This window comes from Flavobacterium sp. FlaQc-47 (genome assembly GCF_044006475.1).
Taxonomy (GTDB): domain Bacteria; phylum Bacteroidota; class Bacteroidia; order Flavobacteriales; family Flavobacteriaceae; genus Flavobacterium.
The window spans coordinates 526,103-548,265 of record NZ_JBIPCQ010000003.1 but is presented as its reverse complement, the minus strand read 5'-3'; the positions used below and the strand labels follow the sequence as shown (position 1 = coordinate 548,265).

Sequence of the window (22,163 nt, the reverse complement as noted above, 5' to 3'; positions counted from 1 at the left end):
TATATATATTATATCTTCTCGGCAATTCTTAATTTTGCACTTCTTGCTCTGTTGTTGATTTTAATCTCTGCATCATCCGGAATAATCAATTTTCCGATGGTTTTATACGGAACAGAAAAATTTCCAAAAAAATCACGTTCTGGTTCTCCTTCAAACATTCCGTTTTTAATAAATCTTTTTACCAGTCTGTCTTCTAACGAATGATAAGATATTACAGAGAATCTTCCCCCCGGATTAAGAATTTCTAAAGATTGCTCTATAAATTCCTTCAAAGCTTCCATTTCGTGATTTACCTCAATTCGAATCGCCTGATAAATCTGAGCCAACACCTTATTTCGAACTCTTTCCGGTAAAAATTTTGCCAGAACATCTTTCAATTCATCTGTCGTTTTTATTGGGTGATGCTCTCTGGCTTCTAAAATTGTTCTTGCTATAACCGGCGCATTTTTCAACTCCCCATAATCAAAAAAAACACGACGTAAATCCTGTTCTTCATATTCGTTAACCACACGATAAGCATTTAAATCATTTTTCTGACTCATCCGCATATCCAGATCGGCATCAAATCTTGTAGAGAATCCTCGTTCCGGAACATCAAACTGATGTGATGAAACACCTAAATCAGCTAAAATTCCGTCTACACTTTTAACTCCGTGAAAACGTAAAAATCGTTTTATAAATCTAAAGTTCTCATTAATTAAGGTAAACCGTTCATCTGGTAATGCATTTGCAAGCGCATCTTCGTCCTGATCAAAAGCAAACAATTTTCCGTTTGGCCCTAAGCGTTTCAAAATTTCTTTTGAATGACCACCGCCACCAAACGTTACATCTACATAAACGCCATCAGGTTTAATGTTTAAACCGTCAACTGTAGGATGAAGCAAAACCGGATTATGATATTCCATTGTCGTCGTCATTAATATTTCCCATTACTTCTTCGGCTAAATCTGCAAAATCCATATCTTCGCCGCTTATTGATTTCTCGTATAAATCTTTATCCCAAATTTCCACAATATTAACCGCAGATGAAAAAACCACATCTTTAGAAATACTTGAAAAAGCAACCAAATCCTTTGGAACCAATAATCTCCCTAATGCATCAATCTCTACCACTTTAACACCAGCAGTAAATCTTCGGATGAAATCATTGTTCTTTTTTACAAAACGATTCAGCTTGTTGATTTTTTGCATCATCAGATCCCACTCTTCCATTGGATACAGTTCTAAACACGGCTGAAAAACAGAGCGCTTCAAAACGAATCCGTTTTGAAGAGAAGAAGCCAATTGCTTTTTTAAAGGCGCAGGCATCATTAGCCTTCCTTTAGCATCGACTTTACACTCATATGTTCCAACAATTGTGTTCAAGAAAAATACTTTAATATGTTATACAGCAAAAATATAAAAAATATTACCACATTTTACCACTAACTACCACTTTGTTGATAAGTTTACCCACTTTCTCCCCACCAACCTTAATTTATAGACAATCAATAGTTTAGATAATAATTAGCAGAGCCGTAATTCTGTTTCCACATCAAAAAAAATACGCACTATATTTCTTAAAAAATTAGGTATTATGCAGTTTTCTTAACATTTAGCAAATACACCAAAACACCCCATAAAAGCTGATTTTTAAACACTTAGAAGTTCGACAAAAATTATCTAGTTAAAAAACGGTAGCAAAAATTCATTTTTATTTATTAAACCCTATATTTGTCCAAATTGAAATTGGCATTAAATTAAATGGACAAACACTACAAAAAAGAAGGCAAATACAGCTATTATGAAGCTGGAGAAGGAACTCCTATCGTGATTTTACATGGCTTAATGGGAGGCCTTAGTAACTTTGATGCTGTAGCACAATATTTCCCAACGAAAGGATACAAAGTTGTTATCCCGGATTTGCCAATATACACCCAAAGTATTTTAAAAACCAACGTAAAAAGCTTCGCTAAATACGTTAAAGACTTTATCACTTTTAAAGGCTTTGACAAAGTTATTTTGTTAGGTAATTCACTTGGAGGTCATATTGCACTTTATCACACAAAACTATATCCTGAAAAAGTAGCAGGACTTGTAATCACCGGAAGCTCTGGCCTTTATGAAAGCGCTATGGGAGACAGTTATCCAAAAAGAGGTGACTATGAATACATCAGAAAGAAAGCTGAAGATGTATTTTATGATCCTGCAATTGCCACTCCGGAACTTATTGATGAAGTTTATGCAACGGTAAACGATCGTATTAAACTAATCAAAACCTTAACGATTGCAAAAAGCGCAATTCGTCATAATATGGCTAAGGATTTACCAAAAATGACAGTAGAAACCTGTATAATTTGGGGTAAAAATGATGCTGTAACACCACCGAATGTCGCTGAAGAATTTGATAAATTATTGCCTAATTCAACTTTGTACTGGATAGACAAATGTGGACACGCTGCTATGATGGAACATCCTGAAGAATTCAACAAAATTCTTGAAGAATGGCTCGTTAAAACGAATTTATAGCATCTAACTTTCGACTTTTAGGAGGTCTTAAACACAAAAAACATGAAAATTAATACCGCCGAATTTATTATCAGTAATTCTGAAGTTGCAAAATGTCCTAAAGATTTTTTGCCGGAATATGCTTTTATCGGAAGATCAAACGTAGGGAAATCCTCTTTGATCAATATGCTTACCAATCATAAAAACTTAGCTAAAACATCAGGAAGACCTGGAAAAACACAATTAATTAATCACTTTAAGATTAATAACAATTGGTTTTTGGTCGATTTACCCGGCTATGGTTACGCGAAAGTATCTAAAAAAACAAAATCAGTTTTTCAACAATTCATTACAGATTATTTTGAAACCAGAGAACAATTAGTTTGTGCTTTTGTTTTGATTGATATTCGTCATGAAGCTCAAACTATAGACATTGAATTTATGTCGTATATGGGAGAAAGCGAGATTCCGTTTTGTATTATTTTTACTAAAGCCGATAAAATTAGCAAAACAAAAATTGACTCGCATATTGCAGCATACAAAAAACAAATGTTTGCCAATAACTGGGAAGAAATGCCCCATTATTTCGTGACTTCTGCTACAGAACAAACCGGAAAAGACGAAGTTTTAACTTATATTGACGAAGTAAATCAGGAAGTTTTTAAAAACCAGAGTGAATTTTAAATCTAAAAATTAAATTCCAATTTTTGAAATTCCAAATTCCAAAATAAGAAACTAACAAAAAATCCCAAATTCCAATTTTAGCTTGGAATTTGGGATTTTTTATTGCAGTAAATTCTCAATAAAATATTGTAAATACATATATTTGCAGCAATTTTAATCACAGAATTTCATGAAGAAAATTATTGCCTTTCTCTTTTTACTACTTTTATTTTCCTGTAATACTACACATTATTACGTATTAAGCGAAAACCAAACTTATGGTGTAGATTTCTCCAGCGGCAAATGGCTACTTGGCGAAATTGAAGTTAATCCATATGTCAAAGATAAATTAACCGATTTGGCTTTTATAGATTTTTCCGAATATCTTGGTGATAGAGTTAAATATTCATTGAATGAAAAGTCATTATTATTACCTAAACAAGTCCCTATTAATCCAAGTAAATCAAAAATTTTAGATTTAAAAAAAGGAGCAAATTTTGACTATTATATAAATATCAAATGCAAAAATTCAAAAAATGATTTAAGTGATTTTCAGCTTATAGATCATTTTTATTATAAAAAGCAAATGTCTTTTGCAGAAGTCACCTTAGAAGTATATGATTTAAATAGTGGGGAAATACTTATTCAAAAACTTCCGGAGGCTCAATTGAAGACGAAAATAGCCTTACAAACAAACCAACATCTACTGTCATAATGGGATGTTACAATAAAATCATAAATGATATTAAACTAAAATCTATCAAAACAAACGCCATAATAAATTAATAAAAAATCCCAAACATCAATCTTTACAATTGGAATTTGGGATTTTTTCTTATTGGAATTTAGTTCCAGTATTTGAATTTGGAATTTAACTACTTCGTTAGTTCCAGCTTTTCTGCAAAATAATCACAGAAATCTTTCATTGTATCCGACATTTTTTCGTCGTCTGTGGCGCGTTTAAAAGTATCTGCCATTGCAACTAAAGTCTGATGGAAGAAAATCTTCATTTCATCAACCGGCATATCCTTTGTCCATAAATCAATACGCATCGTTTCTTTGACTTTACTGTCCCAAATAGACAACATAATTGCTTTTGCTTCTTCAGCTTCAACACCGCCATCTTTTGCGCTCCATGTTAATTTTTCGGGAACACGGTTTTCATCTAATTCTATATTGAATCTAATTTCTGAGTTTACTGTATCTGACATTACTTCTTAGGTTTATATTTTGATTGTTCAAAAATTTCTTTTGCATTTATTTTTAATAATTCCGGCAATGTTACATTCGGATTATTCTTCATGTAAGATCGCACTATTTGCCATCCCAGCCAGGCGCCAATTCGTCCCGGAGAATCGTTATCAATCTCTAAATAAAATTTAGAAAACGGAGCCAGTGCTATAAATCGGGTTGTTAATTTTGGATCATCGCTGTACAGCATTTCATTTTCTATAATAAAACGCCACATATATGCTTCATTTTCCTGACTCCATTTTATTTGTTCCGGTGTGTAGCCTATTTTATCTGCATCTGAATATTCTGGTAAAAGCAAATCTTTGGCATACAATTGCTTTCCTTCAAAAATCATTTGAGAAATTAAGTTTTTGTCCGCAAAGGCAGGAATATTTCTGTAGGCAAAACTCGAAACTACATCCGGCATAATTTGTTTTTCTTCAAAATTCTGTTTCAGATAATTCGGAAACTGATAAAATTTATGCTCTTTCCCTAAATAAAGCTCTAAGGCAACAATTACCAGACTATCAGCATAAATTGCTTTTGAAGTATAATCCATTTCTCCAATTACGGTAATTACTTTAGGAGTTTTTGATTTTGGAAAATAATATTTTACGTGCTGAAACAATTTATTGAATTCCTGACGAACAGGTTCAAAATTGGCGTATTTTTTTTGCACTTCAGTATATACTTCTTTCCAAAGCGGATCCTGCATTTTTTTCAACCAAATATTATCATCATTTCCTGCCGGAAAAAAGAAAGGGTACTGTCTTTTTACTTTTGCTAAATCTTCTGGTTTAGTTTCAAAAAACACTTTATCAAAACGCTCTACCTTAATATCCACAGGGATTTCCTCAACCTCTTTTTCCACTTTAGTTTTTTGTTCACAGGACAAAAAAAACAAGGACAGAACCACTACTAAGCGATAAATTTTCATTTTATTTTAATTAGATTTGTGTTGCTGGATTTTAAGTAAAAAGATACTTAAAAAATAATTCTGCAAATATACATCCCTACATCTTAAAACTTGAACTATTATGGCTAAAAAAAGTACGATTCAGACAGAAAAAGTAAATACCCACATTGTAGAGTGGCTAAAAAATTATGCTAACAATGCAAAAGCAAACGGTTTTGTAATAGGAATTTCCGGTGGAGTTGATTCTGCTGTGACTTCTACTCTATGCGCCCAGACGGGTTTGAAGGTTTTATGTGTTGAAATGCCCATTCACCAGGCTCCAAATCAAGTTTTAAGAGGAAGAGAACATATTGATCAATTGAAAAAGCGTTTTCCAAACGTTTCTGACGTACAAACTGACCTTACGGATACATTTGAAGCTTTTAAGGCAACAGTTCCTACATCCGAAGATTCAACAAAAGTTAATTTATCGTTAGCAAACACTCGTGCACGCCTCAGAATGACATCTTTATATTATTTGGCCGGAATTCACGGCTTATTAGTTGCAGGGACTGGGAATAAGGTAGAAGATTTTGGCGTAGGTTTTTACACCAAGTATGGAGATGGAGGAGTCGATTTAAGTCCAATTGCCGACTTAATGAAATCAGATGTGTATGCTTTAGGTGAATTTTTGGCAATTCCGACAACAATTTTAACAGCCGCTCCTACAGATGGATTATTTGGCGATAATCGTACAGATGAGGACCAATTAGGGGCAAGTTATGACGAACTTGAATGGGCCATGTTAGCCGCGGAGTCAGGAAATACGGCATCTGACTTTGATGGGAGAGAAAAATCTGTCTTTGAAATTTATAAACGTTTAAACACCAGTAACAAGCATAAAATGGACCCAATTCCAGTCTGTTTAATACCAAAAACGTTAAAATAAAAGATTTTAACATTTGTCTGCAATTAATTACAGAATTTATTTATTAATTTTACAGTTCCAAAAACATGAACAATTCTAAAAAAGGTAAAAATTATGATTAAAGTATGTCTTGCAGACAATCATCCTGTGACTCACTTTGGCGTTAAGTCTTATTTCAAAGACCACGATCAAATTTCAATTGTTGCCAACGTAGGCAATTTTTCAATGGTTAGAGATATCCTTCAGACGAAGGAGATCGATATCCTAATTCTCGATCTGGAGCTGGAAGGGCTTTCAAGCATCTTCGAGGTCAAGTCGATCCTGAAAAATTTCCCAAAAACAAAAATTGTAATTTTTAGTGACCTCGCTGAACAAATGTATGCTCCAAATGCTATTAAAGCAGGAGTTTCCGGGTATGTGCACAAAACAGAAAAACTTGAAACTTTAGGTCTTTCTATTATTAAAGTACACGAAGGAAAAATTATCATCAATGAAACGGTACGTAAAAACATGGCACTTATTGCTAAACAAAGCAAAAGCGAACGTTTGTACAGAAAACTTTCTAATCGCGAGATTGAAGTTTTACGTTACTTAAGTGATGGTAAAAAGAATAATGAAATCTCTAAAATCTTAAATCTGAACGAGAAAACGATCAGTACTTACAAATTAAGATTATTGACTAAATTAAATGTTACTAATTTAGTTGACTTAGTTAATAAAGCGAAGACTTTAGAAATTATTTAATGGTATCTCGACATTACTCTTCCTAGTTTTTTCGAGAATGAATTGACAAGTTTCGAGTAATCGACAACCATAGACAAAAGCTCTGTATTATCTGAATTATCAGGTTGTATAGAGCTTTTTAATTCTTCAATGATTTTGTCTACCAAAAACCAACGCATAGACATAATCGTTTCAGAAACATATTGTGCAATTGTTTCGTGTTTCATTTTCGAAAAAATGTTCTGTCCTTCCCAATCGTGCAGCGTCAATCTTTCATCTTCCATTAAAATATCGGTAACCTCCTGAGCAAAATCTGGCTGTAAACGCATTAAATATTGCTCCAGATTGAATTTTTCATTTTGGTTATAAAACCCAATTAAGTCGGTATAAATATCCCTGAACAAATTATTAGAAAGTTCAACCTCATCTTCCTGCAAACTCAAATAAATTCGCTGGAAAACTTTGTATTGTCGCTTTTCAGTAATCATTACAACCTCACCTTCATCATTGTTTTTTAAAAGTACATCTTCAAATTCTTCTGTTTTATCTCCGTAAAGCAATAATATCTCAATTACTTTTCGTTCTAAACGGTAAAGAATATCTACTTTTTCTGTTGACTCGGCTGAATATCCCGTTTCTCCCGGATAATCCTCAGGCGGTCCATTTCGTGGATCTTCCGGATCTCCTCCCGAATATCCTGTATTTTTTTGATTTCTATGAACCTCAAAAGGTTTTTGTTCGTGTTTTTGCTTTTTACCAGCCTCAACAAGATCTTTCTGAATTAATTGCGCCAAAGTACTGGTAAGCACCTGTTCAGAAATATCCATGATTCTGGCGCATTCCTGAATATAAACTTCGCGCTGGATACGATCCGGTATTTTTGAAATACTAGCAACCATATCCCTGATTAAATCGGCTTTTTTTATAGGATCGTTTTTAGCATCTTTCATCAAGAGCGACGCTTTAAACTGAATAAAATCTTTGCTGTTTTCTTCTAAATAGGCAACCAGTTCATCATGGGAATTTTTTCGTGCAAAACTGTCCGGATCTTCTCCATCAGGAAAAGCACAAACTCTTACGTTCATTCCTTCTTCAAGAATCAAATCAATTCCTCTAACAGAAGCGCGTAATCCTGCAGCATCTCCATCAAAAAGAACCGTTATATTTCTGGTTAGTCTATTGACCAAACGAATCTGATCTGGCGTTAAAGCGGTTCCTGATGAAGCCACAACATTCTCAATTCCTGCCTGATTAAACTGAATCACATCTGTATAACCCTCGACCAGATAACAATTATTTTGTTTTGCTATAGCTTGTTTTGCCTGAAAAATTCCGTAAAGCACTTTACTTTTATGGTAAATATCACTTTCGGGCGAGTTTAAGTATTTCGCTGCTTTTTTATCATTAGTTAAAATACGTCCTCCAAAACCTAAAACACGCCCGGACATACTTTCTATAGGAAACATTACACGTCCCTTAAAACGGTCAAAAGGGCGGTCTTCTCTGGCAATTGTCAAACCGGTACTTTCCAGAAATTCCAACTTATATCCTTTACCAAGAGCTTCTTTTGTAAGTGCATCCCAGGTTTCAGGTGAATATCCTAAACTAAATTTCTTGATGGTTTCATTTGTAAAACCTCTTTCTTTAAAATAGGAAAGTCCAATTGCTTTTCCTTCCTCAGAATTTAAAAGTGTATTATGAAAATATCCTTTTGCAAATTCTGATACTAAGTACATACTTTCACGAACATCCGTCATTGCTTTTTCAGCATCTGTCTGTTCGGTTTCTTCAATTTCAATGTTGTATTTTCTTGCCAAATACCGAATAGCTTCCGGATAAGTAAACTGTGAATGTTCCATCAGGAATTTAACAGAGTTCCCTCCTTTTCCTGTACTAAAATCCTTCCAGATTCCTTTTGCAGGCGATACCATAAACGACGGCGAACGCTCATCAGAGAACGGACTTAATCCTTTGAAGTTACTTCCGGCGCGTTTCAAATTGACAAAATCACCAATAACCTCCTCTACACGAGCAGTTTCAAAAACAGTATCAACAGTATTTTGTGAAATCAAAACGTAAAATATTTTAAAAATTTGAAGTCTGTAAAAGTAAACAAATCGATCCTTAATCTTAGGGTTTTCCATAAAAAAAGTGCCTCTTTCGAGACACTTCTTTCACTAACTAATTAACTGTATTCTTAATTTAAATCAAGGCGTAATCCTAACGAAATATTATTTTCTTTTACTAAATTATCCTCAAACAGGGAATTCAAATCATACTTTGCATACAAACTCAAGTCTTTGTATCCAATATAAGAACTCACGCCGTAAATAAAATTATTTACATTATAATCTCCTTTTACTGTTGTTTTGTAATCTAAATCGTCCTGATCGTATTTTAAAATTTGTTTTGATTTCACATTTATTCCTGCATATCCACCAATCCCAAAACGAAAGCTTTTATGTGTTCTGAAATACGTTTTCCCGTTACTTACCTGAGGCTTAGAGAAATCAAACTCTAAATGTAATGGCAAAACCAGATAAACATTTCTAAAACGGGATTCATCCAGATTTATCGCATTTGTTTGAAGTTCAGTTTGATTGCCATTCACCACAAAACTTTTGTTATTTGTGGGGCGAATATTATTATACATTAAAGAAAGCCCGTATTTAACATGCAATAAATTATCGTTTTTCAATAATCTGGAATTATAGGTAAAACCCCATTCGTAAAAATGTGACCCAATAAAACTATAATTAGAGTCCTGAAGTTTTCCATCGACTATCATATTATTTAAACCCATTGCAAATAAAAATTGCGAAGTAGTTCTTTTTTCTCCACGAATGGAATCTTTATCAATATCTCTTCTTTTCCAACTAAAGACATAAGTATGTGTAGAATCCTGTTCTTTAATTTTACCATCGACCTTTTGTTGTACCAGATCGTTAAGTTCATTTTGAGCCAAAGTAACTTTCTCTTCAATAATAACCGCTCTGGCTTCTGCTAATTCTTTTTTGCGCTTGTCTGCTTGTTCCTGCGTAATTTTTCCTTCAGACAATTGTACGTTTACAGCTTCTACTTCGTCTTTTAAAGCAGCTTTTTCTTCTTTGGTAATCTTCTCTATTTTATTGGCAATTTTCTTGGCTCTGGATTCAAAAGTTTCCTGTCCCAGAACTTTAGTAACAAATAAAAAGACCAGGATTACGAGATAAATGGTAAAATTTTTCATGATTGATTGATTTTTAAATTGATTGATGATTTTTTAATTGTGAATTATAAATGGTAAATTGTGAATGCGCTACTTCGTCTCCATCGGGTTGAAAACCGACAATACAATATGGATCGATCCTCCGGAACTAAAAATCTATTTTTTATTTTCTTTATTCTTTCTTCTTTATTCTTTCTTCTTTTTTCGATAATCTTTCTTCTATTCCCCTCACTCCTGCTTATTACGATTTGCCAACGCCACTTTTACCGATTGGTAGTTTTTATTGACTTTTGTAATCATTTTTTCTCTAAACGAAAGTTCTAATTCGCCATCAACCTGATGGAGTAAATCATTCGCATTAATTTTTACTTTTGATTTTGGTTTTACCGAATTTTCAGCAACAACGCTTTTTTCGGCTGTTTCCAGTAACTGATCTACTGTTTCTTTTTTAGGAGTTTCAGCAACTGACGTTTTAGTGATTGATTGTTTTTCCTGATTGTTTTTGATGATGATTGAAGACTCCGCTATTTGATTTGATTCATTTTTTATGGTTTTATTTGATTTTTGTCCCGAAATTTCAGGAAGGTTATTCCCTTTTTTTATTGATTTTTGAGTAGCTGTTTTTTCTGAGATTGCAACTTCAGTTTTACTGGAATCTATTATGTTTAAAGTTGGTTTTACAACCGAATCCTTTTTTACTTTCTCTTTAACAACAACTGTATTTTGTGGTGTTTCAATTTGATTTTTCTTCTGATTAAAAAAGAATGTTCCCACTAATAAAAACCCAACAATACTTGCTGCGATATAAAGCCATTTCTTATTATTTTTTGGCTGCTTTTTTTCTTCAGCAACACTTAACATCGCGTCTAATCGATCCCATGCTTTATCGCTTGGTTCTATTTTACGGTGCTTTAGTTTTTCACGGAAATCCTTTTCAAAATTATTCGGTTCCATTATCTTGTTTTTTTAAAATATTAATCTGTGTTTGCAGCATTTTTCTGGCGTGCGATAATTGCGATTTTGATGTTCCTTCACTAATTCCCAACATCTTTGCAATCTCATTGTGTTTGTATCCTTCAATGGCATATAAATTAAAAACCATTTTGTATCCGTCCGGCAAAGCATCTATTAAAAACTGAATCTGATCTATTGAAAACTGGCTGTCAATTGCATTGAAACTTTCTTCAGTGTAAATCTCCTCTTCGGAAAACTTTACTTTTTTCTGAACTCGTAAATACGATATACATTCGTTCACCATAATTCGCCGAATCCAGCCTTCGAAACTTCCTTTATGTTCAAATTTGTTTAAATTGGTAAACACTTTCATAAAAGCTGTTATCATTACATCTTCGGCAAGTTGAATGTCCTTTATATATTGTCGGCAAACACTCAGCATTTTTGGAGAAAACCGACTATAAATTTGCTGTTGCGCTTGTCGGTTATTTTCGACAGCCAACTTTATAAGTTCGGTTTCTTCTTGATGTAAATGAATAATTTTCATTTATAAGCTTTTGGTTTTGGTTTAGTAACAGACTTCTATTAGCATAGACGATTTGATTTGCAAAAGGGTTGCATCAGTTATGAAAAAATTCCAAAAAATAAATTCTAAATTCAATATAGAAAGACAGAACAACTGATTTACAATCACGTAAACCAATTATCTAATTTTATAATTGACAAATTATCTAATTATTTTTTTCTTTCAATAACGTAGTTTACCATCAAAGTCAGGGCATCTTTGAACTCAGAGTCAGGGAAATTCTGTAATAATAAAAGCGCTTCCTGCTGAAATTCAATCATTTTATTTTCAGCGTAAGCCAAACCATTATTGTTTTTTACAAAAGCAATCACTTCTTTAACGCGTTTTTTGTCTTTATTGTGGTTTTTGATGGAGTTTATCAACCACTTTTTTTCTTGCGGAGTACAAGTATTTAAAACATGAATTAAAGGTAATGTCATTTTTTGCTCCTTAATATCGATTCCCGTTGGTTTACCAATAGCTTCTTCGCTGTAATCGAATAAGTCATCTTTGATTTGAAAAGCCATTCCGATAAGCTCTCCAAATTTACGCATATGTTCTACTTTTTCATCGTCTTCAATAACTGATTTCGCGCCAAGAGCACAACAAGCAGCAATAAGTGTTGCGGTTTTTTTTCGGATGATTTCGTAATAAACATCTTCGGTAATATCGAGTCTTCTTGCTTTTTCAATTTGAAGTAATTCCCCTTCGCTCATTTCACGAACGGCAACAGAAATGATTCTAAGTAAATCAAAATCGCCATTATCTATAGAAAGCAACAATCCTTTTGACAATAAATAATCTCCCACTAAAACGGCAATTTTATTTTTCCAAAGTGCGTTGATAGAGAAAAATCCGCGACGGCGATTACTATCATCGACAACATCATCATGAACTAAAGTTGCAGTATGAATAAGTTCAATTACAGATGCTCCCCGATAGGTTCGTTCGTTTACAATACCGCCGGAAACCATTTTTGAGGTTAAAAAAACAAACATCGGACGCATTTGTTTTCCTTTTCGGTTTACTATATAATAGGTGATACGGTTGAGTAAAGCGACCTTTGAAGTCATCGATTCATGGAACTTTTTTTCAAAAAGTTCCATCTCGTTAAAGATGGGCTGTTTTATTTGAGAAGTAATATTCATTTCGTTCCCAAATATACTATTTTTAATAAAAAAACGTTGTATAATTTAGGTTAGTATATCAATAATTTATAGAATAATTATGAAAACAAACCAAAAGCATTCCGGATTTAAAGCCTGATTTGAATTCACTATTTAAAAGTAAAAACTATTTGAGCTTTTTAATTGACGTTTAAACAATAATCCTTTTTGCCCAAAAAAAAGCATTAAGAACAAGAGTAATTCTCGTTTTTAATGCTTTTGTTTATTTATGATTTTAATGTAATTCAGTAAAAAAATGTATAGTCCCTACGGGACATTTTGAATTTTTACATCATTTTTTGTTACCAATATTTAATTCCTAACGGAATATATTTGAAATTTCTTTAACCAAACATTTCACATTATTATGTCTCGGAGAGACTATATATTGGTAGAAAAATATTCGTCACACATTTCTTTGTCCTGTAGGGACTACACAAACTACTAATATTTAATTCCTAACGGAATAAAGTGAAAACATCTTTTAACCAAACATTTCAAAATCATGTCTCGGAGAGACTATATATTGGTAGAAAAAAATATTCGCATACATTTCTTTGTCCTGTAGGGACTACACAAACTACTAATATTTAATTCCTAACGGAATAAAGTGAAAAGATCTTTTGATCAAACATTTCAAATCATGTCTCGGAGAGACTATATATTGGTAGAAAAAAATATTCGCATACATTTCTTTGTCCTTTTGGAGACTACACAAACTACTAATATTTAATTCCTAAATGAATATATTTGAAATATCATTTAACCAAACATTTCAAAATTATGCCTCGGAGAGACTATATATTGGTAGAAAAAATATTCGCAAACATTTCTTTGTCCTTTAGAGACTACACAAACTACTACTATTTAATTCCTAACGGAATATATTTGAAATTTCTTTAACCAAACATTTCGAAATTATGTCTCGGAGAGACTATATATTGGTAGAAAAAATATTCGCACACATTTCATTGTCCCGTAGGGACTACACAGTTTCGCCTTCTTTATTGGCTAATTGTCCACAAGCGGCATCTATATCTTTTCCGCGGCTGCGACGTACTTTACATACTACTCCAATGTTTTCCAATGCTTTTATATAAGCCATTATAGATTCTTCTGAAGCTTGTTGAAATTCGCCGTCGTCAATTGGATTATATTCGATTAGATTTACTTTGCAAGGCACATATTTACAGAATTTTACTAATGCATCAATCGAAGCTTTATCATCGTTGATTCCCTTCCATACTACATATTCATATGAAATTTTATTCTTTGTTTTTTTGTACCAGTATTCTAATGATTCTCTTAAATCTGCTAAAGGAAAGTTTTTACTGAATGGCATTATTCGCGCACGAATTTCGTCTATGGCGGAATGCAAAGAAACTGCCAATTTGAATTTAACGTCGTCGTCGGCCATTTTTTTAATCATTTTCGGAATTCCTGAAGTTGAAACCATAATACGTTTTGGCGACATTCCTAAACCTTCTGGAGAGGTAATCATATCGATGGCTTTAATGACATTATTATAATTCATTAAAGGTTCTCCCATTCCCATAAAAACAATATTCGAAAGCGGATGATTGTGATACAAACGACTTTCCTTATCAATTGCAAGTACCTGATCGTAGATTTCGCCCGGTTCCAGATTTCGCATTCTTTTTAAACGTGAAGTGGCGCAGAAATTACAATCTAAACTACAACCAACCTGACTTGAAACGCAGGCAGTTGTTCTGGTATCGGTAGGAATCAAAACAGATTCTACTACTAAACCATCATGTAATCGAACGGCATTTTTTACTGTTCCGTCGCTGCTGCGCTGCATTGTATCAACCTTTATATGATTGATAACAAAATTATCTTCCAGCATAGAACGGGTTGATTTGGCAACATTTGTCATGTCCTCAAAACTATGTGCTCCTTTGCTCCATAACCATTCATAGACTTGATTTCCACGAAAAGCTTTGTCATTATTAGCGACAAAAAAATCGCGTAACTCGTCTTTTGATAGGGCTCGTATATCTTTTTTCTCAATTTGCATGGCGCAAAGTTACTACTTTTTTTCTTAAAATTTCTGATGATATACTGAGGCTTAGTACCTGTAAATACTTGTTTTTTATTTTTTTTGTGTTAGCTCATCTTTCGATAAAAGGCGACCAGAAAAACCCATTGTAATAATTATAATTGTTTAATAATTTCTCAACAATGACTTTTATCATACCTGTTGTTGCGTGTTCGCAATAAATTTGATCTCAGAAACAAGACAATCTTTATTATAAAACCTGATTGATCATGTTTCCATTATCCCTAAAAAGAATTAAATACCACATCAAAATGAAAACGACTAAATCAATTTTATTGACAATGATTTTAATAACATTGTCATTACCAACAAATGCTCAAAGAAATTATACTCTGGCAAAATCAACTTTTGAAGTTGCGGGAACTTCAAATGTGCATGATTGGGTGATGAAATCTTCTGAAGGAAACGGTACTGCAAATCTAACTGTTATAGATTCTAAACTTACAGATATAAATAGCTTAACTATTATATTGCCTGCAGAAAGTATAAAAAGCAGCAAAACAAGTATGGATGATGTGGCATACGAAACTCTGGATACTAAATCACATAAAAATATTAAGTACGTTTTAAAAACTGCAAACAAAGTAAACGAAACAACCTGGAATTTAACCGGAACTTACACTATTGCAGGAATGAGCAGAGATTATAAAACTCAGGTAAATGTAACGGCTAATAATGGAAATTTTATCTTAAAAGGATCTAACCAAATCACTTTTGCTGATTTTGGTATGTCACCTCCAACAGCGGCTCTTGGCGTTGTGAGAGCCGGGAAAGAACTGGCACTGATTTTTAATGTGACTTTAAACGATTTTAACATGAAAGAATCTTTGACTCAAAATTAATTTGTAAAAATTTAAAATAAAAAAACAGCTATTTGGTAAAAATCTAATAGCTGTTTTTTTATCCCCTAAAATGAAAACGTTGTAGTTATAAATACAAATTTAATAAAATTTTAACAATGATTATTATCATACAAATCTCATCATAAGAGAGATAAATTTGAATACGATAATAAAACGCGCGATCAAAATCGAATTCAAATAATTGTAAAACCCCATAAATAATAGAAAAATGAAATCACAAAAAATTAAAATATTCGCCTTCATCATTTCCTTTTTAGGAATTATCTCAGTTGCAACTGCACAAAAAAGTTGTACGCTGGATAGTAAATCTACATTTTCAGTTTTAGGCACATCAACCTTACATGATTGGGAAATGAAATCTGCTTCGGGAACAGGAACTGCAAACTTGACTGTTACAAATGATAAACTTTCTAATATCGAATCTTTATCCATAACGCTCTTAGCAGAAAGTATTAAAAGTGAGAAAAAAAGCATGGACAAAGTAGCGTATGAAACTTTAAAAACTGATAAAAACAAAAACATAAAATATGTTCTTAAATCTGCCGAAAAAATAAATGAAACTACTTGGGAACTCACCGGAACTTATACAATTGCAGGTACTAGCAAAGTCCTTAAAACTACTGTAAAAACAAGCATTACAAAAGATACATTAACGATGCAGGGATCAAACAAAATTACTTTTAATGATTTTGGAATGAAGTCTCCAACCGCTCTATTAGGCACTATTAAAACAGGTCAGGATTTAACCTTAAAATTTAATTTAAACTTTAATTTATAATAACCATGAAAAAAATCTATCTCCTATTTATAGCATTAACAAGCACGTTTGCTGCAAATGCACAACTAAGTTTTGGACATATTCAAAATCAGGTTCCCCGTGATCAAAGAGCCATTAATGTATTTGATGTAAAAAAAGATACCACAGCTTATAAAGGTATCAGTATTGACTTAGGCGGCGCATTTGCCTTACAATTTCAAGCCATAAATTCGTTCAACGATCAAAGAAATTTAACTGGTGCTAACGCTGCTTATAGATTAAATAATTTAACAAATGACTTTAATTTACCTAACGCTAATATGACCATTGGTGCACAATTAGCAGATGGTGTACGTGTAAATTTAGATCTCTATCTTGCATCAAGACACCATCATGAAACATGGGTTCAGGGTGGATACTTGCAAATTGATAAATTAGATTTCATCAAAAAAGGGCTTCTTGAAGATGTAATGAAATATACTACCATAAAAATTGGTCAAATGGAAAACAATTATGGTGATGCACATTTTAGAAGAAGTAACAATGCTTATACCATAACAAATCCTTTTATTGGAAATAATATAATGGACGCGTTTACTACTGAAATGGGTGCTGAAGTATACTACAACCGCAGTGGTTTTGTAAGCATGATAGGAGTAACTAACTCCAAGTTAAATCAAAATGTACAAGAAGTTATTCCGGGAACTACTACTGTAATTACTCCGGATCAAAATACAACTATTAGTCCAACAATCCTGGCGAAATTAGGCTGGGACAAACAAATTGACAGCGATTTAAGAATCAGACTTACCGGATCTTACTATCATACAGCAAACTCTAGTGGTAACTTATACTCTTCTGACAGAGCAGGAAGCCGCTTTTATAGTGTTATGACGCACGCCGGAACAATTGGTTACCCAAGTACAAATATTTTAGATTCTGAAACTAATAAGGATACAGGCAGATTCAATCCCGGATTTGGAAATTGGGCAACTTCTTACATGATCAACCCATTTGTAAAATATAAAGGTTTTGAATTCTTTGGTACTTTAGAATTTGCTTCGGGAGGTGATTATAAAGGAACGGATGATACCCGTAATGTCAACCAATATGTGGGCGATTTAGTATATCGTTTTGGAAACCATGAAAACTTATATCTAGGCGCTAAATACAATTTAGTTGATGGAAAACTTAAAAATACTGATGCTGATGCTGTTCAGGTGAATAGGTTTGAAGCAGCAGCAGGTTGGTTTATGACTAAAAATATATTGGCAAAACTTTCATATGTACAACAGAATTACAAAAACTATCAGCAATTTGGGAACGTAGCGGGAGTTTTAATGCCAAATGATTTCTACGGAGGAAAATTTGAAGGACTAATGTTTGAAGCAACAATTTCATTCTAAAAAAAATGAAAACGAGATTTTTAATCTTAATTATGGGCTTAGCAATTTTCTTTTTTTTGGGAAGTGCTAAACCCATTTTTTTTGCAGAAGATACAACTTTGTTAATAAATAAAATTAAAATAGAAATTAACGGACTATCTACTGTTGGCAAGTATAATTGTTCAAATACTTTTAGTATAAAAGATACGATTTACTTAAACTCAAATAAAAAAAATGCTTTTAAAACCGAAATTAAAATGTCTAATTTTGATTGTGGCAACAAAATAATGACAAAAGATCTACAAGGGACCGTAAAGGCAAAAAAATTCCCGAATAGTATTGTTTGCTTAACAGATATAAAACCAAACGGTAAAAATTACAAATGCAATCTGAACTTTTTTATTACTGATAAAACATTAAAATACAAGGATTTCATATTATATAACAATGATGATAAAATTCAGGGAACGCTTAACTTAAAATTTTCTGATTTAGAGTTAGATGCTCCCGTAAAAATGGCAGGCTTAATAAAGGTTAAAGATGAAATTGTAATTAATTTTAGTTTGTATAAAAACTAAACGATTTTTTTAAAATCGAAGTTTCATTTTTTCACATTTTACACATTGTGATTTAAAAGGATCATGAAGATTATTTTAGCAAGAAAAAATTATATCTAATATTTTAAAATTAAAATTTGTGGCACGAGTATTGTCTTGTCCTGAAATGAAAAATAACGTTACAAAGAGCTCAGTCATTTTAAAATGTGTATCTTTATTTTTCAGCTTTATAACCTTTAAATTTTATCAACCTAAAAAAAATCATTCATTATGAAAAAACAAATTTTAAGCTTAGCTGTTGTCGCTCTATTAGCATTCGCTGTTCAATCATGCGAGAAAAAAGAACCAAAACCTGCAGAAGATGAATTAACTCTTGGAAACAAAGTTGATACATTAACTACAGATATTCAACAAGCAAAAGACAGTGCTGTAATTAAAGCAGAAAATGCTGCTGCCAAAGCTAAAGCAGCTTCTGAAAATGCTGCGCAAGATGTAAAAGATGCAACAAAAAAAGCTGCTGACGATGTAAAGGATGCCACTAAAAAAGGAGCTCAAAAAGTAGAAAATGCTGCAAAAGCTGCAAAAGACGGAACTGTGAAAACAGCAAAAGAAGTTAATGAGGCTTTAAAAAAATAATTCTGTCAGAATTTAGAATTGAAACCATCCGCCGCGGCAGATGGTTTTTTTTATGCAAAAAAGTGAAGCAATATTTTTTGTATTTTTACACTCAAATTTAGAAGATTATCACATGCATTTTATATCACAAGACTTAGAAGATTATATTGAACAACATTCTGAAAACGAACCTGAATTATTAGCAAAACTAAACAAGGAAACGTATCAGAAAATACTTTTGCCAAGAATGTTAAGCGGACATTTTCAGGGTCGGGTTTTAAGTATGTTATCTAAATTGATTCGTCCTGTAAATATTCTTGAAATCGGTACTTATACCGGTTATGCGGCTTTGTGCTTGTGCGAAGGAATGCAGGAAAACGGACAATTGCATACTATTGATATTAAGGAAGAACTAGTCGATTTTCAGCGTAAATATTTTGATGCATCACCTTGGGGGAAGCAAATTTTTCAGCATTTAGGTGAAGCGGTGGATATTATTCCGAATCTTGATGTTAAATTTGATTTGGTTTTTATTGATGCTGATAAGGAAAATTACCTGAACTATTGGGAAATGATTGTTCCAAAAATGAATAAAGGCGGCATCATTTTATCTGATAACGTTTTATGGAGCGGAAAAATCCTTGAACCTGTTCATCCAAATGATAGTAGTACAAAAGTACTTTTAGAATATAATATGCTTTTGAAAAATGATCCAAGGGTTGAAACGGTTTTATTACCTATTCGTGATGGTTTGACTGTTAGCAGGGTTCTATAAAAAAAGCGCTTAGTTTCTGAGGTACTGAGATGCTAAGTCTTTAGTAGTAATTACATAAATTGATTTCAAAATGAATGCTGCAAATCAAATAAATTCCGAAGGTTTTGCAATTATTGATAATATATATTCTGAAGTTGAAATTAAAAAACTGATTTCTTTAATTGAGGATGTTACGGAGAATAAAACTGAAAATTCAACTTTTAGAAAATCTCAGGATTTATTTGCTATCAGGCAATTTCACAAAGAAATTCCCAAAACTTTACCTTATATTTTTAATGAGAAGATAAAAAATATTATAGATTCTACTTTTGGAAAAGGATATTTTATAACAAAATCTATTTATTTTGACAAACCGGAGAAATCAAATTGGTTTGTAGCATACCATCAGGATTTAACCATTTCGGTGGATAAAAAAACCGAAATTGAAAACTTTGAAAACTGGACCACAAAACAAAATCAGTTTGCGGTTCAGCCTCCAAAAGAAATCCTTGAAAACAATTTCACTATAAGAATTCATATCGATAAAACAACGAAGGACAACGGTGCTTTGAAAGTTATAAATGATTCACATTCCAAGGGAATTTTCAGGGTTGAAAATCTTGAAATTAAAAATGAAACAATTTGCGAAGTTAATACAGGCGGAATCATGATTATGAAACCTTTGCTATTTCACGCTTCAAATAAAACTACAAATAACAAAAGAAGAAGGGTTATTCATATTGAATTTAGTAATCAACAACTTCCTGAAGGTCTTGAATGGAGTGAAAAGACTATTCTTGAAAATTAATATTCTGCTCAATTCAAAAAATATTGATAATGTGTATTGCAGTAAAGTAGATTTCCGAAAGTATTATGTTTCATTTTGAAGAATAATAAATTCCGCTTTTTGAGGCAGCCAATCTTTGTCGAATTACTATTGTGATTTCTCATTCTTCGAAATAACAAACCTGACTTGAAAAATATTAAAACTTTAAATTAATTTGTGCCGTCAGGCACTAAATATTGGTAGTTTATATGAATCGGGGGGGGAATCTAGCGTGCCGTAGTTACGCAATAGTTATCATTTTGTTGCGTACCTACGGCACGCTAACGTATTCTAATCTAAATTCACTACCAACATTTAGTGTCTGACGGCACTAATCGTGGTTTGATTGCTCTCATTATAAAAAAGCTTAGCTTAATGATATTGAACTTTACCTTTTTTGATTTTAAATCTCTCGTTAAATCAGAAGGCAATTTAAAACTAATATAAAATTAAATTTCTTTTGAAACAAATGTCTTAGCCCAGATAGAAGTGTAAATCCTTTTGTGCCGGGGTTTGGCATAAAAGATTGAAACGAATAGCTGGAAATAGCTCCAAAAAATTATCCCGGAAAATATTGTGGTTTTAGTTTTCGATATACCAGATAAAGTAAAGATCCGAAAATTGCTCCGAAGAAATAACCTGTAAGAATGTCTCCAGGATAATGCAATCCTAAATAAATACGGCTATAAGCGAAGATTAAAGGCCATAAGAACAAGAATCCTAAATACTTAAAATGGCGTTTTAGAACTAAGTACAAAAACGTTGCTACTGCCATTGTATTTGCGGCATGTCCTGAGAAAAAACTATATGATTTTCTGACCTGAACAACGCGTATAATCGAATTGATATCCGGATTATTACAAGGGCGTAAACGCTGAAATGTATATTTGAATAAATTGGTCGTCTGGTCTGTAAAAGCTAATAAAACTGCTATAAACAACAAAACATATAAGGTTTGTTTTCCGCCTATTTTTTTATAAATAAGATAAAACATCAATAAAAAAAGCGGTGTCCAATTTAGCTGACTTGTAATAATAAGCCAAAATGGATCGTATGTTTCAGAACCTAAACCGTTAAGATATATTAAAAGACTGGTATCTAATTGCTGTATTTTTTCAAGCATTATTGTTGACGTTTTACAGGTCCTGAGATCGTATCAATATCTTCTTTTACTTTATCTATTTCTGTGGCTGTATCGCCTAACAAATTTGAAGTTAAATTTGCATTATCTCCTAATAAGTTTGTTTTGGCTTCATTAATCTGAGCATTGATATTACCTGTGATACTTGTCAAAGAATTATGGTCAAGACCATTAGCTTCTGCTCCTTTGTGAATTTCACTTTTAATATCGTTGGTCGCGTTTTTTAACTGCGCCATAGCTTTACCCATTGTACGAGCAATTTCAGGCACTTTGTCTGAACCAAAAAGCATAAGTACGATAAATAATATAAAAACTAGTTCTCCTCCTCCTATACCAAACATATCTTTTATTTTTGTGTGCCAC

General features: G+C 32.6%; 24 protein-coding genes. 12 read left to right on the top strand and 12 right to left on the bottom strand.

Annotation, left to right across the window (positions count from 1 at the left end):
• Positions 1–8 precede the first annotated feature (8 nt).
• Positions 9–917, bottom strand: a complete 909-nt coding sequence (gene rsmH / locus ACHRVX_RS11980; RefSeq protein ID WP_395332462.1) for a 16S rRNA (cytosine(1402)-N(4))-methyltransferase RsmH — start codon at positions 915–917, stop codon at positions 9–11.
• Entirely contained in the window at positions 892–1,365 is a 474-nt protein-coding gene (locus tag ACHRVX_RS11975) for a division/cell wall cluster transcriptional repressor MraZ (protein WP_029273286.1), read from the bottom strand. Before ACHRVX_RS11975 ends, rsmH begins: the two co-directional genes overlap by 26 nt.
• 378 nt (positions 1,366–1,743) lie before the next feature.
• Here ACHRVX_RS11975 and ACHRVX_RS11970 point away from each other — a divergent pair, with 378 nt between their 5' ends.
• From ACHRVX_RS11970 to ACHRVX_RS11960, 3 genes are all read left to right on the top strand, one after another.
• Complete coding sequence (locus ACHRVX_RS11970; protein WP_395332459.1) at positions 1,744–2,508, top strand: alpha/beta fold hydrolase; 765 nt, start codon at positions 1,744–1,746, stop codon at positions 2,506–2,508.
• A gap of 42 nt (positions 2,509–2,550) precedes the next feature.
• Complete coding sequence (yihA, locus tag ACHRVX_RS11965; protein ID WP_395332457.1) at positions 2,551–3,171, top strand: ribosome biogenesis GTP-binding protein YihA/YsxC; 621 nt, start codon at positions 2,551–2,553, stop codon at positions 3,169–3,171.
• Between the two features lie 169 nt (positions 3,172–3,340).
• A complete protein-coding gene (locus tag ACHRVX_RS11960; protein WP_395332455.1) occupies positions 3,341–3,865 on the top strand; it encodes a hypothetical protein in 525 nt (174 codons plus the stop codon).
• Positions 3,866–4,025: 160 nt separating this feature from the next.
• Here ACHRVX_RS11960 and gldC read toward each other — a convergent pair whose 3' ends face one another.
• Together gldC and gldB are read right to left on the bottom strand one after the other, a co-directional pair.
• Positions 4,026–4,361: a gliding motility protein GldC gene (gldC, locus tag ACHRVX_RS11955; RefSeq protein ID WP_394775257.1), complete on the bottom strand. Its 336-nt coding sequence runs from the start codon at positions 4,359–4,361 to the stop codon at positions 4,026–4,028.
• Positions 4,361–5,320, bottom strand: a complete 960-nt coding sequence (gldB, locus tag ACHRVX_RS11950; RefSeq protein WP_395332453.1) for a gliding motility lipoprotein GldB — start codon at positions 5,318–5,320, stop codon at positions 4,361–4,363. Before gldB ends, gldC begins: the two co-directional genes overlap by 1 nt.
• A gap of 100 nt (positions 5,321–5,420) precedes the next feature.
• Here gldB and nadE point away from each other — a divergent pair, with 100 nt between their 5' ends.
• Together nadE and ACHRVX_RS11940 are read left to right on the top strand one after the other, a co-directional pair.
• A complete protein-coding gene (gene nadE / locus ACHRVX_RS11945) occupies positions 5,421–6,227 on the top strand; it encodes an NAD(+) synthase (RefSeq protein WP_395332451.1) in 807 nt (268 codons plus the stop codon).
• A gap of 93 nt (positions 6,228–6,320) precedes the next feature.
• Positions 6,321–6,950: a response regulator transcription factor gene (locus ACHRVX_RS11940; protein ID WP_026730588.1), complete on the top strand. Its 630-nt coding sequence runs from the start codon at positions 6,321–6,323 to the stop codon at positions 6,948–6,950.
• Here the strand turns inward: ACHRVX_RS11940 and dnaG are convergent.
• The 6 genes from dnaG to rlmN all read right to left on the bottom strand — a co-directional run bounded on the left by dnaG (position 6,947) and on the right by rlmN (position 14,860).
• Positions 6,947–9,001 carry a DNA primase gene (gene dnaG, locus ACHRVX_RS11935; RefSeq protein ID WP_395332449.1) on the bottom strand — a complete coding sequence of 685 codons (2,055 nt, stop codon included), beginning with the start codon at positions 8,999–9,001 and terminating at the stop codon, positions 6,947–6,949. The two genes, ACHRVX_RS11940 and dnaG, sit on opposite strands and share 4 nt — an antisense overlap.
• Positions 9,002–9,126: 125 nt before the next feature.
• The gene (locus tag ACHRVX_RS11930) at positions 9,127–10,158 is read right to left on the bottom strand and encodes a hypothetical protein (RefSeq protein ID WP_395332447.1); all 1,032 of its coding nucleotides are present in this window, start codon (positions 10,156–10,158) and stop codon (positions 9,127–9,129) included.
• Positions 10,159–10,365: 207 nt separating this feature from the next.
• Positions 10,366–11,091 carry a hypothetical protein gene (locus ACHRVX_RS11925; RefSeq protein WP_395332445.1) on the bottom strand — a complete coding sequence of 242 codons (726 nt, stop codon included), beginning with the start codon at positions 11,089–11,091 and terminating at the stop codon, positions 10,366–10,368.
• Complete coding sequence (locus tag ACHRVX_RS11920) at positions 11,078–11,638, bottom strand: RNA polymerase sigma factor (protein WP_395332443.1); 561 nt, start codon at positions 11,636–11,638, stop codon at positions 11,078–11,080. Before ACHRVX_RS11920 ends, ACHRVX_RS11925 begins: the two co-directional genes overlap by 14 nt.
• A gap of 188 nt (positions 11,639–11,826) precedes the next feature.
• Complete coding sequence (locus ACHRVX_RS11915) at positions 11,827–12,804, bottom strand: polyprenyl synthetase family protein (protein WP_395332441.1); 978 nt, start codon at positions 12,802–12,804, stop codon at positions 11,827–11,829.
• A gap of 1,003 nt (positions 12,805–13,807) precedes the next feature.
• Complete coding sequence (gene rlmN, locus ACHRVX_RS11910; protein ID WP_395332439.1) at positions 13,808–14,860, bottom strand: 23S rRNA (adenine(2503)-C(2))-methyltransferase RlmN; 1,053 nt, start codon at positions 14,858–14,860, stop codon at positions 13,808–13,810.
• Between the two features lie 293 nt (positions 14,861–15,153).
• Here rlmN and ACHRVX_RS11905 point away from each other — a divergent pair, with 293 nt between their 5' ends.
• From ACHRVX_RS11905 to ACHRVX_RS11875, 7 genes are all read left to right on the top strand, one after another.
• The gene (locus ACHRVX_RS11905) at positions 15,154–15,744 is read left to right on the top strand and encodes a YceI family protein (RefSeq protein ID WP_395332437.1); all 591 of its coding nucleotides are present in this window, start codon (positions 15,154–15,156) and stop codon (positions 15,742–15,744) included.
• A 229-nt stretch (positions 15,745–15,973) separates the two neighbouring features.
• On the top strand, positions 15,974–16,543 hold the full coding sequence (locus ACHRVX_RS11900) for a YceI family protein (protein ID WP_395332435.1): 570 nt from the start codon (positions 15,974–15,976) through the stop codon (positions 16,541–16,543).
• Between the two features lie 5 nt (positions 16,544–16,548).
• A complete protein-coding gene (locus ACHRVX_RS11895; RefSeq protein WP_395332433.1) occupies positions 16,549–17,928 on the top strand; it encodes a hypothetical protein in 1,380 nt (459 codons plus the stop codon).
• Positions 17,929–17,933: 5 nt separating this feature from the next.
• A complete protein-coding gene (locus ACHRVX_RS11890; protein WP_395332431.1) occupies positions 17,934–18,485 on the top strand; it encodes a hypothetical protein in 552 nt (183 codons plus the stop codon).
• 249 nt (positions 18,486–18,734) lie between these two features.
• Positions 18,735–19,100: a hypothetical protein gene (locus ACHRVX_RS11885; protein WP_395332429.1), complete on the top strand. Its 366-nt coding sequence runs from the start codon at positions 18,735–18,737 to the stop codon at positions 19,098–19,100.
• A gap of 112 nt (positions 19,101–19,212) precedes the next feature.
• Entirely contained in the window at positions 19,213–19,854 is a 642-nt protein-coding gene (locus tag ACHRVX_RS11880; RefSeq protein ID WP_395332427.1) for an O-methyltransferase, read from the top strand.
• 70 nt (positions 19,855–19,924) lie between these two features.
• Positions 19,925–20,641: a phytanoyl-CoA dioxygenase family protein gene (locus ACHRVX_RS11875; protein WP_395332425.1), complete on the top strand. Its 717-nt coding sequence runs from the start codon at positions 19,925–19,927 to the stop codon at positions 20,639–20,641.
• Between the two features lie 577 nt (positions 20,642–21,218).
• Here the strand turns inward: ACHRVX_RS11875 and ACHRVX_RS11870 are convergent.
• Together ACHRVX_RS11870 and ACHRVX_RS11865 are read right to left on the bottom strand one after the other, a co-directional pair.
• The gene (locus ACHRVX_RS11870; protein WP_395332423.1) at positions 21,219–21,782 is read right to left on the bottom strand and encodes a phosphatase PAP2 family protein; all 564 of its coding nucleotides are present in this window, start codon (positions 21,780–21,782) and stop codon (positions 21,219–21,221) included.
• On the bottom strand, positions 21,782–22,141 hold the full coding sequence (locus ACHRVX_RS11865) for a twin-arginine translocase TatA/TatE family subunit (protein WP_395332421.1): 360 nt from the start codon (positions 22,139–22,141) through the stop codon (positions 21,782–21,784). The genes ACHRVX_RS11870 and ACHRVX_RS11865 overlap by 1 nt, the downstream gene beginning before the upstream one ends.
• Positions 22,142–22,163: the final 22 nt, after the last annotated feature.

Coding starts and splice junctions, on each gene's coding strand:
- gldC (WP_394775257.1), bottom strand. CDS start 4,361: ATGTCAGATACAGTAAACTCAGAAATTAGATTCAATATAGAATTAGAT.
- ACHRVX_RS11900 (WP_395332435.1), top strand. CDS start 15,974: ATGAAATCACAAAAAATTAAAATATTCGCCTTCATCATTTCCTTTTTA.
- ACHRVX_RS11940 (WP_026730588.1), top strand. CDS start 6,321: ATGATTAAAGTATGTCTTGCAGACAATCATCCTGTGACTCACTTTGGC.
- yihA (WP_395332457.1), top strand. CDS start 2,551: ATGAAAATTAATACCGCCGAATTTATTATCAGTAATTCTGAAGTTGCA.
- ACHRVX_RS11915 (WP_395332441.1), bottom strand. CDS start 12,804: ATGAATATTACTTCTCAAATAAAACAGCCCATCTTTAACGAGATGGAA.
- ACHRVX_RS11960 (WP_395332455.1), top strand. CDS start 3,341: ATGAAGAAAATTATTGCCTTTCTCTTTTTACTACTTTTATTTTCCTGT.
- ACHRVX_RS11870 (WP_395332423.1), bottom strand. CDS start 21,782: ATGCTTGAAAAAATACAGCAATTAGATACCAGTCTTTTAATATATCTT.
- ACHRVX_RS11885 (WP_395332429.1), top strand. CDS start 18,735: ATGAAAAAACAAATTTTAAGCTTAGCTGTTGTCGCTCTATTAGCATTC.
- rsmH (WP_395332462.1), bottom strand. CDS start 917: ATGACGACGACAATGGAATATCATAATCCGGTTTTGCTTCATCCTACA.
- ACHRVX_RS11930 (WP_395332447.1), bottom strand. CDS start 10,158: ATGAAAAATTTTACCATTTATCTCGTAATCCTGGTCTTTTTATTTGTT.
- ACHRVX_RS11925 (WP_395332445.1), bottom strand. CDS start 11,091: ATGGAACCGAATAATTTTGAAAAGGATTTCCGTGAAAAACTAAAGCAC.
- ACHRVX_RS11865 (WP_395332421.1), bottom strand. CDS start 22,141: ATGTTTGGTATAGGAGGAGGAGAACTAGTTTTTATATTATTTATCGTA.
- gldB (WP_395332453.1), bottom strand. CDS start 5,320: ATGAAAATTTATCGCTTAGTAGTGGTTCTGTCCTTGTTTTTTTTGTCC.
- ACHRVX_RS11895 (WP_395332433.1), top strand. CDS start 16,549: ATGAAAAAAATCTATCTCCTATTTATAGCATTAACAAGCACGTTTGCT.
- rlmN (WP_395332439.1), bottom strand. CDS start 14,860: ATGCAAATTGAGAAAAAAGATATACGAGCCCTATCAAAAGACGAGTTA.
- ACHRVX_RS11890 (WP_395332431.1), top strand. CDS start 17,934: ATGAAAACGAGATTTTTAATCTTAATTATGGGCTTAGCAATTTTCTTT.
- ACHRVX_RS11905 (WP_395332437.1), top strand. CDS start 15,154: ATGAAAACGACTAAATCAATTTTATTGACAATGATTTTAATAACATTG.
- ACHRVX_RS11920 (WP_395332443.1), bottom strand. CDS start 11,638: ATGAAAATTATTCATTTACATCAAGAAGAAACCGAACTTATAAAGTTG.
- ACHRVX_RS11970 (WP_395332459.1), top strand. CDS start 1,744: ATGGACAAACACTACAAAAAAGAAGGCAAATACAGCTATTATGAAGCT.
- nadE (WP_395332451.1), top strand. CDS start 5,421: ATGGCTAAAAAAAGTACGATTCAGACAGAAAAAGTAAATACCCACATT.
- ACHRVX_RS11880 (WP_395332427.1), top strand. CDS start 19,213: ATGCATTTTATATCACAAGACTTAGAAGATTATATTGAACAACATTCT.
- ACHRVX_RS11875 (WP_395332425.1), top strand. CDS start 19,925: ATGAATGCTGCAAATCAAATAAATTCCGAAGGTTTTGCAATTATTGAT.